The organism is Serratia sp. CY84636 (genome assembly GCF_052166245.1).
Taxonomy (GTDB): domain Bacteria; phylum Pseudomonadota; class Gammaproteobacteria; order Enterobacterales; family Enterobacteriaceae; genus Serratia; species Serratia nevei.
In genome coordinates this window covers 467104-481287 of record NZ_JBJNOX010000001.1, presented here as the reverse complement: position 1 = coordinate 481287, position 14184 = coordinate 467104, and the positions used below count along the sequence as shown (strand labels likewise).

The 14184-nt window shown below is 62.2% G+C and carries 14 protein-coding genes and 1 riboswitch; of the genes, 6 read left to right on the top strand and 8 right to left on the bottom strand.

What is annotated here, in order from left to right; genetic code table 11:
* Positions 1-16 precede the first annotated feature (16 nt).
* Genes hlyD through ACJ8QI_RS02420 form a run of 4 tightly spaced genes read left to right on the top strand, consistent with a single transcriptional unit; the run spans position 17 to position 5018 of the window.
* Entirely contained in the window at positions 17-1003 is a 987-nt protein-coding gene (hlyD, locus tag ACJ8QI_RS02435) for a secretion protein HlyD (protein ID WP_060436916.1), read from the top strand.
* 8 nt (positions 1004-1011) lie between these two features.
* Positions 1012-2748, top strand: coding sequence for an ATP-binding cassette domain-containing protein (locus ACJ8QI_RS02430; protein WP_442532019.1), 1737 nt, complete (start codon positions 1012-1014; stop codon positions 2746-2748).
* A complete protein-coding gene (locus ACJ8QI_RS02425) occupies positions 2745-3899 on the top strand; it encodes an ABC transporter permease (RefSeq protein WP_038870906.1) in 1155 nt (384 codons plus the stop codon). The genes ACJ8QI_RS02430 and ACJ8QI_RS02425 overlap by 4 nt, the downstream gene beginning before the upstream one ends.
* Positions 3900-3911: 12 nt before the next feature.
* On the top strand, positions 3912-5018 hold the full coding sequence (locus ACJ8QI_RS02420; RefSeq protein WP_442532018.1) for an ABC transporter permease: 1107 nt from the start codon (positions 3912-3914) through the stop codon (positions 5016-5018).
* Positions 5019-5093: 75 nt separating this feature from the next.
* On the opposite strand, the gene ACJ8QI_RS02415 is transcribed toward ACJ8QI_RS02420, so the two are convergent.
* From ACJ8QI_RS02415 to moaA, 6 genes are all read right to left on the bottom strand, one after another.
* Positions 5094-5804, bottom strand: coding sequence for a Bax inhibitor-1/YccA family protein (locus ACJ8QI_RS02415; protein ID WP_033637508.1), 711 nt, complete (start codon positions 5802-5804; stop codon positions 5094-5096).
* A gap of 130 nt (positions 5805-5934) precedes the next feature.
* Positions 5935-6402, bottom strand: coding sequence for a molybdopterin synthase catalytic subunit MoaE (moaE, locus tag ACJ8QI_RS02410; protein ID WP_004939764.1), 468 nt, complete (start codon positions 6400-6402; stop codon positions 5935-5937).
* Positions 6403-6404: 2 nt separating this feature from the next.
* Positions 6405-6650 (bottom strand): molybdopterin synthase sulfur carrier subunit, encoded by a 246-nt coding sequence (gene moaD / locus ACJ8QI_RS02405; protein WP_141958379.1) that lies wholly within the window; start codon positions 6648-6650, stop codon positions 6405-6407.
* A complete protein-coding gene (moaC, locus tag ACJ8QI_RS02400) occupies positions 6647-7126 on the bottom strand; it encodes a cyclic pyranopterin monophosphate synthase MoaC (protein ID WP_049201144.1) in 480 nt (159 codons plus the stop codon). Before moaC ends, moaD begins: the two co-directional genes overlap by 4 nt.
* Before the next feature lie 3 nt (positions 7127-7129).
* On the bottom strand, positions 7130-7645 hold the full coding sequence (gene moaB, locus ACJ8QI_RS02395) for a molybdenum cofactor biosynthesis protein B (RefSeq protein ID WP_025301928.1): 516 nt from the start codon (positions 7643-7645) through the stop codon (positions 7130-7132).
* A gap of 24 nt (positions 7646-7669) precedes the next feature.
* Entirely contained in the window at positions 7670-8656 is a 987-nt protein-coding gene (moaA, locus tag ACJ8QI_RS02390; RefSeq protein ID WP_004939778.1) for a GTP 3',8-cyclase MoaA, read from the bottom strand.
* Positions 8643-8787, bottom strand: a riboswitch (molybdenum cofactor riboswitch). (Overlaps the previous gene by 14 nt.)
* Positions 8788-9046: 259 nt before the next feature.
* Between moaA and yvcK the strand changes: the two genes are divergently transcribed.
* The gene (gene yvcK, locus ACJ8QI_RS02385) at positions 9047-9964 is read left to right on the top strand and encodes a uridine diphosphate-N-acetylglucosamine-binding protein YvcK (protein WP_060420927.1); all 918 of its coding nucleotides are present in this window, start codon (positions 9047-9049) and stop codon (positions 9962-9964) included.
* Between the two features lie 6 nt (positions 9965-9970).
* Here yvcK and ACJ8QI_RS02380 read toward each other — a convergent pair whose 3' ends face one another.
* On the bottom strand, positions 9971-10237 hold the full coding sequence (locus ACJ8QI_RS02380) for a VF530 family DNA-binding protein (protein WP_049201151.1): 267 nt from the start codon (positions 10235-10237) through the stop codon (positions 9971-9973).
* Between the two features lie 100 nt (positions 10238-10337).
* Positions 10338-12350 (bottom strand): excinuclease ABC subunit UvrB, encoded by a 2013-nt coding sequence (gene uvrB, locus ACJ8QI_RS02375; RefSeq protein WP_442532017.1) that lies wholly within the window; start codon positions 12348-12350, stop codon positions 10338-10340.
* A 1106-nt stretch (positions 12351-13456) separates the two neighbouring features.
* On the opposite strand from uvrB, the gene ACJ8QI_RS02370 reads away from it, so the two are divergent.
* A complete protein-coding gene (locus tag ACJ8QI_RS02370) occupies positions 13457-14179 on the top strand; it encodes an ATP-binding cassette domain-containing protein (protein ID WP_442532016.1) in 723 nt (240 codons plus the stop codon).
* Positions 14180-14184: the final 5 nt, after the last annotated feature.

The following is a 14184-nucleotide window of genomic DNA, read 5'->3' as shown; positions in this document are numbered from 1 at the left end:
TCAGGCAGGGAGTGTTATGAACAAAAAACGCAGTGCCTTGATCGTGTTGTTAATTCTGCTGATCGCGGCCGCCGCTTACGGGGTATGGCATTACCAACAACAGCAGGATAAGCCGCTGACGCTGTACGGCAACGTCGACATCCGCACGGTGAACCTCGGCTTTCGCGTCGATGGCCGCCTGGCGTCGCTGACGGTGGATGAAGGCGATGCCGTTCAGCCGGGCCAGCTGCTCGGCAAACTGGACGACGCGCCCTACCGCAACGCGCTGCAGCAGGCCGAAGCCAACGTCGGCAGCGCGCGCGCCAAGCTGTCGCTGCTGCAGGCCGGCTACCGCAGCGAAGAGATCGCCCAGGTACGGTCGGAAATGGCGCAGCGCCAGTCCGCCTTCGCCTACGCCGACAGCTTCCTGAAACGCCAGCAGGGGTTGTGGGCGAAAAACGCCACCTCCGCCGACGCGCTGGAGGATGCGCGCACCGCCCGCAATCAGGCGCAGGCCAACCTGCAGGCGGCGAAAGACAAGCTGTCGCAATACCTCAGCGGCAACCGCCCGCAAGAAATCGAACAGGCCAAGGCCGACGTGGCGCAGAGCGAGGCGGCGCTGGCACAGGCGCAGTTGAACCTGCAAGACGCCACGCTGGTCTCCCCTTCCGCCGGTACGGTACTGACCCGTGCGGTGGAGCCGGGCACCATGCTCGGCGCCGGCGGCACGGTCTTCACCCTGTCGCTGACCCGGCCGGTGTGGGTGCGCGCCTACGTCAACGAAACCCGCCTGAACCAGGCGGTCCCCGGCACCGAACTGGAGATCTACACCGACGGCCGCCCCGACAAGCCTTACCACGGCAAGATCGGTTTCGTCTCGCCGACCGCGGAATTCACGCCGAAAAGCGTTGAAACGCCGGATCTGCGCACCGATCTGGTGTACCGCCTGCGGGTGATCGTCACCGACGCCGACGACGCGCTGCGCCAGGGCATGCCGGTCACCCTGCGCTTCGCCAAACCCTGAGGCCAGCCATGGAACAGGCGCACACCATTGAGCTGGAAGGGCTGGAGAAGCGCTTCCCGTCGCTTGAGAAACCGGCGGTCGCCAGCCTGACCACCACCCTGCGCAGCGGCGCGGTGATCGGGCTGGTCGGCCCGGACGGCGCCGGCAAAACCACCCTGCTGCGCATGCTGGCCGGGCTGCTGCAGCCCAGCAGCGGCAAACTGCGGGTCGCCGGGCTGGATCCGATCGCGCAGGATCGTCAACTGCACGCGATCCTCGGCTACATGCCGCAGAAGTTCGGGTTGTATGAGGATCTGACGGTGATGGAGAACCTGACGCTGTACGCCGATCTGCGCGGCGTCACCGGCGATCTTCGCCGCCAGACCTTCGAGCGGCTGTTGAAATTCACCGATCTGACCCGCTTCACCGAGCGCCTGGCGGGCAAGCTGTCCGGCGGCATGAAGCAGAAACTCGGCCTGGCCTGCACGCTGGTGGGCGAACCTCAGGTGCTGTTGCTGGATGAGCCGGGCGTCGGCGTCGACCCGATCTCGCGCCGCGAGCTGTGGCGCATGGTGCACGAACTGGCCAACGACGGCATGCTGATCCTGTGGAGCACCTCTTATCTCGATGAGGCCGAACAGTGCCGCGAAGTGCTGCTGCTCAACGAGGGCGAGCTGCTGTTCAGCGGCGCACCGCAGGAGCTGACCCGCCGTATGGCCGGGCGCACGGTGTTGATCGCCGCGCCCCCCGGCAGCCATCGATCGCTTCTGCAGCGGGCGATCTGCCTGCCGGCGGTCACCGATGGGGTGATCCAGGGCAAGTATCTGCGCCTGATTCTGAAGGAAGGCGAAGATCACCGGCAGCTGTTGCAGGCGCTGGATCTGCCGGAGGCCGAACTGGACGAAGCGGATCCGCGCTTCGAGGATGCGTTTATCGATCTGCTCGGCGGCGGCCCCAACCACCGCTCGGCGCTGGCGGAGATCATGCCGACCGTCAACGGCGAAAGCGGTGAAACGGTGATCGAAGCGGTGCAGCTGACCAAAAAATTCGGCGACTTCGCCGCTACCGATCACGTTGATTTCCAGGTGCGGCGCGGCGAAATTTTCGGCCTGCTCGGGCCGAACGGCGCCGGCAAGTCCACCACCTTTAAAATGATGTGCGGCCTGCTGATCCCCTCCAGCGGTAAGGCGCTGGTGCTGGGGATGGATCTCAAGACCAGCTCCGGCCAGGCGCGCCAGCGCCTCGGCTACATGGCGCAAAAATTCTCGCTGTACGGCAACCTGACGGTGGCGCAGAACCTGAAGTTCTTCTCCGGCGTCTACGGCCTGAGCGGCAAGGCGCAGCGCGACAAAATCGACGAGATGTCGCGCGCCTTCAACTTCGCGCCGATCCTCAATCAGACGCCGGACGCGCTGCCGCTCGGCTTCAAACAGCGCCTGGCGCTGGCCTGCGCGCTGATGCACGAACCGGATATCCTGTTCCTCGACGAACCGACTTCCGGCGTCGATCCGCTGACGCGGCGCGAGTTCTGGTTGCACATCAACGGCATGGTCGACAAGGGCGTCACGGTGATGGTGACCACCCACTTTATGGACGAAGCGGAGTACTGCGACCGCATCGGCCTGGTGTACCGCGGCAAGATCATCGCTGCCGGCACGCCGGACGAGCTCAAACAGCAGGTGGCGCGCGACGACAATCCCAACCCCTCGATGGAGCAGGCGTTTATCGAGCTGGTGCAGGGTTACGATGAGGAGGAATCACGGTGAGCGATAACCGCACCCCAATCGACGACGGCGGCTTCTCCTGGCGCCGGCTGCGCGCGCTGTGCCTGAAGGAAACGCGGCAGATACTGCGCGATCCCAGCAGCGGCCTGATCGCCTTCGTCATCCCGCTGATGTTGCTGTTTATCTTCGGCTACGGCATCAACCTGGACTCCAGCAAGCTGCATCTGGGCATTCTGATGGAGCAGCAGAGCGAAGACGCGCGCGATCTGGCCCAGGCGTTCGCCGGCTCGCCCTATATCGAACCGACCATCAGCGACAACCGCCAACAGCTGATCCAGCAGATGCAGGCTGGCACGATCCGCGGCCTGGTGGTGATCCCGGTGGATTTCGACCAGCGCATGGCGCGCCCGCACGACAGCGCCCCTATCCAGATCATCACCGACGGCAGCGAGCCGAACACCGCCAACTTCGTGCAGGGCTATGCCCAGGGCGTATGGCAAATTTGGCAGCAGCAGCGCGCCACCGATCGGGGGAACAGCGACAAACCGCTGATTGACGTACAGATGCGCTACTGGTTCAACCCGGCGGCCATCAGCCGGCACTACATCATTCCCGGCGCCATCACCATCATCATGACGGTGATCGGCGCCATTCTCACCTCGCTGGTGATCGCCCGCGAATGGGAGCGCGGCACCATGGAGGCCCTGCTGTCCACCCAGGTGACGCGCAGCGAGCTGTTGCTCTCCAAGCTGATCCCTTATTACTTCCTCGGCATGGCCGCGATGGCGCTGTGCATGGCAGTGGCGGTGTGGGTGCTCGGCGTGCCCTATCGCGGCTCCCTGCCGATCCTGCTGCTGATCAGCAGCCTGTTTCTCGCCAGCACCCTCGGCATGGGTCTGCTGATCTCCACCCTCACCCGCAATCAGTTCAATGCGGCGATGGTGGCGCTGAACGCCGCCTTCCTGCCTTCGATCATGCTGTCCGGCTTCATCTTCCAGATCGACAGCATGCCGGCCATCGTGCGTGCGGTGACCTATATCATTCCGGCGCGCTACTTCGTCAGCACGCTGCAAACGCTGTTCCTGGCGGGCAACGTCGGCACCGTGCTGCTGATCAATCTGCTGTTCCTGATCGCTTCCGCCGTGGTGTTCATCGGCCTGACGGCCTGGAAAACCCAGCGCCGGCTGGATTAAGGAGAAAGAGCGATGTTTCACCGTCTGTTGACGCTTATCATCAAGGAAATGCAGGCGCTGCTGCGCGATCCGCAAACCCGCGCCATCCTGATCATGCCGGTGATCCTGCAGGTGCTGCTGTTCCCGTTCGCCGCGACGCTGGAAGTCACCAACGCCACCATCGCGGTCTACAGTGAGGACAGCGGCCAGGCATCGGTGGAGCTGACCCAACGCTTCGCCAAGGCCAAAGCCTTCTCCCATGTGCTGCTGCTGCGTAGCCCGCAGGAAATAAAGACCACCATCGACAACCAGCGGGCGCTGCTGCTGATCCGCTTCCCGGCGCAGTTCTCGCGCGATATCGCCACCGGCCACACCGCGCCGCTGCAGCTGCTGCTCGACGGGCGCAACTCCAACAGCGCGCAGATCGCCGCCAACTACGTGCAGCAGATCGTGCAGGAATATCAGAACGAGCTGCTCGGCAACCGCGCCAAACCCAACAACAGCGAGCTGGTGGTGCGCAATTGGTATAACCCGAATCTGGACTATAAATGGTTCGTGGTGCCGTCGCTGATCGCCATGATCACCACCATTGGCGTGCTGATCGTCACCTCGCTGTCGGTGGCGCGCGAACGCGAACAGGGCACGCTGGAACAGCTGCTGGTCTCGCCGCTCACCACCTGGCAGATCTTTATCGGCAAGGCGGTGCCGGCGCTGATCGTCGCCAGCTTCCAGGCCAGCATCGTGCTGCTGATCGGCATCTTCCTGTACCAGATCCCGTTCGCCGGATCGCTGCTGCTGTTCTATGCCACCATGCTGATCTACGGGCTGTCGCTGGTCGGTTTCGGCCTGCTGATCTCGTCGCTGTGCGCCACTCAGCAGCAGGCGTTCATCGGCGTGTTCGTGTTCATGATGCCGGCGATCCTGCTCTCGGGCTACGTCTCGCCGGTGGAGAATATGCCGGTGTGGCTGCAGGATCTGACCTGGGTCAACCCGATACGCCACTTCACCGACATCACCAAGCAGATCTACCTGAAGGACGCCAGCTTCGACATCATCTGGCACAGCCTGTGGCCGCTGCTGGTGATCACCGCCACCACCGGCAGCGCCGCCTACGCGCTGTTCCGCCGCAAAATCGCATAAAAAAAGCTCTGCATGTCACATGCAGAGCCCGGTAAGTCCTGTGGATTTCAAGCTACTGCTTGAAAGGCCACGGATTTAGCGACGGTTGCCGAAGATACGCAGCAACATCAGGAACAGGTTGATGAAGTCGAGATACAGCGTCAGCGCGCCGACGATGGCGTACTTGCGGAAGCTGTCTTTATCATCGGCGTTCAGCTGCTCGCCCATCGCCTTGAGTTTTTGCGTGTCGTACGCGGTCAGGCCGACGAACACCACCACCCCGATGTAGGTAATCGCCCACATCAGCGCGGTGCTTTTCAGCCAGATGTTCACCAGCGAGGCCAGCACGATGCCGATCAGCGCCATGAACAGCATGCTGCCGAAGCCGCTCAGATCGCGCTTGGTGGTGTAACCGTACAGGCTCATGGCGCCGAACATGCCGGCGGTGACCACGAAGGTGCTGGCGATCGAGCTGTAGGTGTAGGCGATGAAGATGCTCGACAGCGTCAGCCCGGTCAGCGCTGAGTACAGCATGAACAGCGAAGTGGCCACCGCGCCGCTCAGGCGGTTGACCATGCCGGAAATCACGAACACCAGCGCCAGTTGGGCGATGATCAGGCCGAAGAAGGTGATCTGGCTGGAGAAGATGAAGTTGAGGATCGCGGGCGTGTTGGCCGCATACCAGGAAACGAACGCCGTCAGCAGCAGACCGCAGGTCATCCAGCCGTAAACCTGCGCCATGTAGGCCTGAATGCCGCTGTTGGCACGTTCGACGATTGAACCATTAGAGCGTGGATATCGGTCCATGACGGTTACCTTTTGCGTTGTAAACAAGATTCCGAAGCCCCGCGAACGGGGCCTCGCCTGCTATAAGCGTACCACAGAATATGCCGGGCGAAAGCGGCAAAGGTCTTGATTTGTTTCCGCTGTTGACGCGTTATTTAGCCGCGTCGTGCCAGCGCTGTGCGGCCTCGCGATCGCTGTCGCGGGCGTCCACCCAACGATCGCCCTGGCCTGTCGCTTCGCGCTTCCAGAACGGCGCGCGGGTCTTCAGGTAGTCCATGATGAACTCGCTGGCGGCGAACGCCATGCTGCGGTGCGCGCCGGTCACGCCGACGAACACGATCTCGTCGCCGGGATACAGCGCGCCGACGCGGTGGATCACCGTCACCCGCTGCAGCGGCCAACGGCTGCGCGCCTCGGCCACGATCTCCGCCAGCGCCTTCTCGGTCATGCCGGGGTAATGTTCCAGCGTCAGCGCGCTGACGTCGTCACCCAGATTATGGTTGCGCACCTTGCCGGTGAAGGTCACCACCGCGCCATCGGCGTCGCACTGCGCCAGCCACTGGTACTCGTCGCCGACGTTGAACGGCGCCTCGCCCACGCGAATGCGGGTATTTTCCATGCTTACCCCCCGGTGACCGGCGGGAAGAAGGCCACTTCATCGCCAGGGCGCAGCGGATGGTCCGCCGCCACCAGCGACTGATTGACCGCCGCCAACAGCTTGCCGGACTCCAGCGCCAGCGCCCAGCGATCGCCGCGCGCGCACAGCGCCTGGCGCAGCGCCTCGACGGTCGGGTAATCCGCCGGCATCGACAGGCCACCGGTGCCCACCAGTTCGCGCACCTGCGCGAAGAAAAGAATATCGATCATACGTTCACCTTAAAATCGCCGGATTTGCCACCGCTTTTCGCCAGCAGGCGCACCGGGCCGATCACCATGTCTTTCTGTACCGCTTTGCACATGTCGTAGATGGTCAATGCCGCCACCGAGGCGGCGGTCAACGCCTCCATCTCGACGCCGGTTTTGCCGGTCAGCCGGCAGCAGGTTTCGATGCGCACCCGGTTGTGCTGCGTTTGCGCCTCCAGCTGTACTTCGACCTTGCTCAGCATCAGCGGGTGGCACAGCGGGATCAGCTCCCAGGTGCGTTTGGCCGCCTGAATGCCGGCGATGCGCGCCGTGGCGAACACGTCGCCCTTGTGATGGCTGCCGTCGACGATCATCGCCAGCGTGGCGGGCAGCATCTCGACGAAGGCTTCGGCGCGCGCCTCGCGCACCGTTTCGGCCTTGGCGGAAACGTCAACCATATGGGCTTCGCCGGCGGCGTTAATGTGGGTTAGCTGTGTCATGACTCAGGGCTTCTTCAAATGGGGCTGGAAGTTGCACGGGCGATGGCGCGCGTCCAACTGCTCTTCGATAATCCGCTCCCAGGCGGTGCGGCAGGCGCGGGTGGAGCCCGGCATGGCGAAGATCACCGTGCGGTTGGCCAGGCCGGCCAGCGCGCGCGACTGGATCGTCGCGGTGCCGATCTCTTCGTACGACACCATGCGGAACAGTTCACCGAACCCTTCCACCTCTCTGTCGAACAGCGGCAGCAGCGCTTCCGGCGTGTTGTCGCGGGCGGTAAAACCGGTGCCGCCGGTGATCAGCACCGCCTGCACGTTGTCATCGGCGATCCAGGCGGAAACCCGCGCGCGGATCTGGTAAATGTCATCTTTGACGATGGCGCGATCCACCACCTGATGACCGGCTTCCTGCGCCGCGTCCTGCAGATATTGGCCGGAGGTGTCTTCCGCCGCGCCGCGGCTGTCGGACACGGTCAGGATGGCGATATGCGCCGGAATAAACTCGCTGCTCGCATGGCTCATGGTTCAATAGGCTCCTATTGGCTGTCAGCCGCCGATAAACGACAGGTTCTGGGTGATCCCGCTGTTGCCCTGATGCAGGAAATGGGTCTGCTTCTTGCTCAGCAGCCCGCTCTGGATGCGCGCCTTCAGCGCGTCGAGCTGGCCGTCGTCCGCCAGCAGATCGCGCAGGGGCACCCCCTGCTCGCCGAACAGGCACAGGTGCAGATTGCCGATGGAAGAAACGCGCAGCCGGTTGCAGCTGGCGCAGAAGTCTTTCTCATAAGGCATGATAAGACCCACCTCACCCTGGTAGTCCGGGTGGCTGAACACCTGCGCCGGGCCGTCGCTGCGGCCGCGCGCCTGGCGCTGCCAGCCCTGCTGCTCCAGCTGCCGGCGAATCACTTCGCCGGAAACGTGGTGTTTGCGAAACAGCTCGCCGCCCTCGCCGGTTTCCATCAGTTCGATAAAACGCAGCTGGATAGGCCGGTCTTTGATCCAGGCGAGAAAGGCGCCGAGCTGCTGGTGGTTAACGTCGCGCATCAGCACCGCGTTGACCTTAACCTTGCTGAAACCGGCGCTGAAGGCGGCGTCGATGCCGTCCATCACCTGGCGGAACTTGTCCTGACCGGTGATGGCGTGAAACTGGCGGGGATCCAGGCTGTCGACGCTGACGTTAATCGCCGTCAGACCGGCGTCACGCCAGGCGGCGACGTCGCGCGCCAGACGGTAGCCGTTGGTGGTGACCGCCAGGGTACGGATGGCCGGGTTTTCCCGCACGGCGGCGATGATCTCGGTAAAATCGCGGCGCAGCGAAGGCTCGCCGCCGGTCAGGCGCACCTTTTCGGTGCCCAGTTCGGCGAACGCGCGGCTGACGCGGCGGATTTCATCCAGCGACAGGAAGCTTTTCGGGCTGCCGCTCGGCTTGTAGCCGTCGGGCAGACAATAGGTGCAACGAAAGTTGCACACGTCGGTGATCGACAAGCGCAGGTAATAGAACTTGCGCTCATAAGCATCAATGAGTTGCGGCACCATAACACCTTTCCAAAGTCGGGAGATGCGAGCGTTTCCCCTCTGCACCCTGGTGGCTGACTTCGCCACGGCCCAGGCGCCATATCGTTCCGGATGAACAACGTAGGCGCAGGGGCTAGGAGTTTGATTTCTCTTCCCGCTACCTTGAGTAGCCGGAACGAAACCGTGGTTTTCAGCAGAATTCTAGCGCTAATCGGCAACGATAGCCAACGCGTAAATTCGCTATATAATTGTCTATACAGCGTTTTTAGACGCCGCGTATTCGGGTAAACCATGATAAACATCACTTGCGCGGACGAATTGACCGGAATCACGCAAATGACACTCTTATCGCGTTTTTATGCCGGATCCGCTACCTTATGCGGGCAGTTCAGCCCCTTTGTAAGGAAATTTATGCGTAATCGTACCCTGGCCGATCTCGACCGCGTGGTGGCGTTAGGCGGCGGACACGGTCTGGGCCGTGTGATGTCGGCCCTGTCGTCCTTAGGCTCCCGCCTGACCGGCATCGTCACCACCACCGACAACGGCGGTTCCACCGGCCGTATCCGCCGTTCGGAAGGCGGCATTGCCTGGGGCGATACCCGTAACTGTCTCAACCAGCTGATCACCGAACCGAGCGTCGCCTCGGCGATGTTCGAGTACCGCTTCAGCGGCAACGGTGAGCTGGCCGGCCACAACCTCGGCAACCTGATGCTGAAAGCGTTGGATCACCTGAGCGTGCGCCCGCTGGAAGCGATCAACCTGGTACGCAGCCTGCTGAAGGTGGACGCGGCGCTGATCCCGATGTCGGAACAGCCGGTGGATTTGATGGCGCACGATCACGAAGGCAATCACGTTTACGGTGAAGTGAATGTCGACCAGCTGACCCATATGCCGCAGGAGCTGATGCTGTCACCGCCGGTCAACGCCACGCGCGAAGCGCTGGACGCCATCGCACAGGCCGACGTGATCCTGATCGGGCCGGGCAGTTTCCTCACCAGCCTGATGCCGCTGCTGCTGCTGGACGATCTCACCCAGGCGCTGCGTCGCAGCAGCGCCAGCATGATCTATATCGGCAACCTCGGCCGCGAGCTGAGCGTGGCCGCCGCGGCGCTGTCGCTACAGGATAAGCTGACGCTGATGGAAGAGAAGATTGGCCGCCGGATGATCGATGCGCTGATCGTCGGCCCGGCGGTGGACGCCAGTGAAGTGCAGGATCGGGTGGTGATTCAACAGCCGCTGGAAGCGAGCGACATCCCCTACCGCCACGATCGCCAGCTGCTGCGCCAGGCGCTGGATCGGGCGCTGGTGGCGCTGGCCGATCGCCGCTGATCGAATTTAACCGTCTCGCCCACGCAGCCAGGGATTATCGCTGGCTGGGGCGGGATGGCTGACCATATCGATATACAGGTCTTCCACCTCTTTGCGCGCCCAGGGCGTGCGACGCAAAAACTTCAGGCTGGACTTGATGCTCGGATCGCTGCGGAAGCAGTTGATGCGAATGCGCGCGCCCAGCTCGGACCAACCGTAGTGATCCACCAGTTTAGTCAGCAGTTGCTCCAGCGTCACGCCGTGCAGCGGGTCTTTGGACTGGTGTTGGCTCATGTTCGGTACTCTTCGTGGTCAAATCGGGCCGCACACCATAACAGCTTTGGCGCGGCCGACAAGGAATTTTGACGCCCGCGGCGCGGGCGCCATCTAACGGTCAGGAAATCGCGATGAACTGCTCGCGCAGCTGGTGGATCTCGTCGCGCAGCGCAGCGGCCTGTTCGAACTCCAGGTTTTGCGCGTGGGTGTACATTTGCGCCTCCAGATCGCGGATTTTCTGATCCAGCGCTTTCGGCGTGAGGTTCTGAAGCGAAGCGCCGCCGTCCAGCGTCTTGCCCTTGCCTTTGTTCTTGGCGCGGTTGACCGGCTGGCCGATCTGCAGAATATCGCCGATCTTCTTGTTCAGCCCCTGCGGCACGATGCCGTTGGCTTCGTTGTAGGCCTGCTGCTTGGCGCGGCGCCGCTCGGTTTCACCGATCGCCTTGGCCATCGAATCGGTGATGCGATCGCCATACAGGATCGCCTTGCCGTTCAGGTTACGCGCCGCGCGGCCGATGGTCTGGATCAGCGAACGCTCGGAACGCAGGAAGCCTTCCTTGTCGGCGTCCAGAATCGCCACCAGCGACACCTCAGGCATGTCGAGCCCCTCACGCAACAGGTTGATGCCCACCAGCACGTCGAACTCGCCCAGACGCAGGTCACGGATGATTTCGACCCGTTCCACGGTATCGATGTCCGAGTGCAGGTAGCGCACGCGCTCGCCATGCTCTTCCAGGTATTCGGTCAGGTCTTCCGCCATGCGTTTGGTCAGGGTGGTCACCAGCACGCGCTCGTTGATCGCCGCGCGCTTGCGGATCTCGGAGAGCAGATCGTCCACCTGGGTGGCGACCGGCCGCACCTCCACGATCGGATCCAGCAGCCCGGTCGGCCGCACCACCTGATCGATCAGATCGCCGCCGGATTTCTCCAGCTCATATTTGCCCGGCGTCGCGGAGACATAGATGGTCTGCGGCGCCAGCGCCTCGAACTCCTCGAAGCGCAAGGGGCGGTTGTCCAGCGCCGACGGCAGGCGGAAGCCGTACTCCACCAGCGTTTCTTTACGCGCGCGGTCGCCCTTGAACATCGCGCCGATCTGCGGAATGGTGACGTGGGATTCGTCGACCACCAGCAGGCCGTCCGCCGGCAGGTAGTCGAACAGCGTCGGCGGCGGCTCGCCCTCGGCGCGCCCGGACAGGTAGCGCGAGTAGTTTTCGATGCCCGAGCAGTAACCCAGCTCGTTCATCATCTCCAGATCGAACTGGGTTCGCTGCGTCAGGCGCTGCTCTTCCAGCAGCTTGTTGTTGGCCAGCAGCACCTTGCGGCGGTCCGCCAGATCGACCTTGATCTCTTCCATCGCCTGCATGATCCGCTCACGCGGCGTCACGTAGTGCGATTTCGGGTAGATGGTAAAACGCGGCACCACCTGCTCGATCTGCCCGGTCAGCGGATCGAACAGCGACAGCCGTTCCACTTCATCGTCGAACAGCTCGACGCGCAGCGCCAGCTCGTCCGACTCCGCCGGGTAAATGTCAATCACCTCGCCGCGCACGCGGAAGGTAGCGCGCTGGAAGGCCTGATCGTTGCGGGAGTACTGCAGCTCCGCCAGCCGGCGCAAAATGGATCGTTGATCGATGATCATGCCCTGGGTCAGGTGCAGCATCATCTTCAGGTAAAGATCCGGATCGCCCAGGCCGTAGATCGCCGACACCGACGCCACCACCACCACGTCGCGCCGCTCCAGCAGCGCCTTGGTGGCGGAAAGACGCATCTGCTCGATGTGCTCGTTCACCGAAGCGTCTTTTTCAATGAAGGTGTCGGAGCTGGGCACATAGGCTTCCGGCTGGTAGTAGTCGTAGTAGGAGACGAAGTATTCCACCGCATTCTCCGGGAAAAACTCTTTCATCTCGCCGTACAGCTGCGCCGCCAGCGTCTTGTTCGGCGCCAGCACCATGGTCGGCCGATTCAGATCGGCTATCACGTTGGCGATGGTGAATGTCTTGCCCGAACCGGTGACCCCCAGCAGCGTCTGGTGCGCCAGGCCGTCTTCCAGCCCCTCTTCCAGTTTGCGGATGGCTTCCGGCTGATCGCCGGCCGGTCTGAACTCTGAATGCAGTTTGAAAAGTTTACTCATTGCTCGGCTACCCTGTGGAGATGCGCGCGCTCAGGCGGCCAGCCGGCTCTGCGCCGGGCATGGCCCCTAATTATGGAAAGTGTCGGCGATTTGCGCCAGTGCCCATGATACTGGATATAAAACCAGCTTCAAGCGGATTCGTCGCTGGGATCGACGCCGCAGCAACGCCGCTGCACCGTGGCGTTACAGCCCGGTGACATTTTTATTGTCAATAACAGATTTATCCCCAGAACTTGCCGCGAATTAACTTATTGATAGCACCGCGTCGAAAAATCATACATAGAGGCCTGATCAATACCCCTGCGTCTTGATTTTAATTAAATTATTGATATTTAATAATATTAATAAAAAGACGAGAATGCGGACAAAGCGAACAGAACCCGCGTCGGCTCTCGCTTTACAGCGTTTTTCTAAATCTAATACACAAGGTTATCCACAGGAATAGTGGATAACTCTCACCGCCCCGCCCGGGGCGGGAGTTACAGAAAGAAAGCTTTTCGCCCTTTACACTCGCCAAAATGCCTTTTTTAGTTATTTTTTCATAAAAATATCGCTTTGTTTATGCCGATTAATACTAAAAATCCCCATTGCCAAAATCGCATTGGCCCCTTTCACGCGGATCGCTCTTGACGGCAGCGTAACGCCTTGCACCATGCCCTGACCAAAGAGCACCACAAGAGTGCAAAAAACGTCCGGGTTAACTTCCCCGCGTATTTTCGGGCCGCCACGGCAGCGCCTGTCAGGCCTGACGCGTGGTTAACAAGGCGATAACAATCCCCGTTTTCACCCGGCGGCAAAACTGGCCTGAGAGTTGCTTTATCTTCCTGCGTATAAACGCGGTGCGGCAGCATGATGCGCTGCCTGCCGCGACGCGTAATCTCCGCGGCGCTATCGCCCGTAAAAGCGCAAGAACGACACCAAGTCGTCACAAGCGTCGTTTTTAACGACATATTGACTGTCATTCCGTCTACCGCAGACCTTGCTCTGGCTCATTAGACGGACGGCATTTTGTTCCAGACATTGCCACACTCGGGAAATTCGCCGCGCATGCGGCCTTTGCAGTCCCCGCCAACGAGTGAAACGGGCGTCTATGAGGAGAATGCCAAATGCTGAGCCTGAGATCGGTCAATCAATTTTACGGGCAGAACCACACCCTGTGGGACATCAACCTGGAGCTGCCGCGCGGCCAGTGCACCGTGCTGCTCGGCCGCAACGGCGTGGGCAAGACCACGCTGGTCAACTGCATCATGGGGCATGTGCCGGTGGTGAGCGGCAGCATGACCTGGCAGCCGGCGGATCAGCCGCCGCAAAACCTGTTGCTGCAGCCGATGGAGCGCCGCGCCGCGCTGGGCATCAGCCACGTGCCCCAGGGGCGGCAGCTCTTCTCGCAGCTGAGCGTGGAGGAGAATCTGCAGGTGGCGCAAATGGCCGGGTGCGGCGCCCCTCGCCGCATTCCGCCGCTGATCTACAGCCTGTTTCCCCATTTGCGCCAGATGCGCGCGCGCCGCGCCGGCGATCTTTGCGTGGGCACCCAACGCCAGCTGGCGATTGGCCGGGCGCTGGCCCAGGAGCCGGCGCTGCTGATCCTCGACGAACCGACGGCGGGCGTTCCCCCCTCGATCGCCGCCGACATCGGCAACGTGATCCGCAGGCTCAACCGCGAATTGGGCATGACCATTTTACTGGTGGAGCATCAGCTGCCGTTCGTGCGCCGGGTGGCGGACCGCTTCTGCCTGTTGGACAGCGGGCGCACGGTGGCGCACGGCGCGCTGGCGCAGCTGGATGAGGCGTTGATCGGCGCCGGGCTGGCGCGCCAGGAAGGAGAATGAGGGAG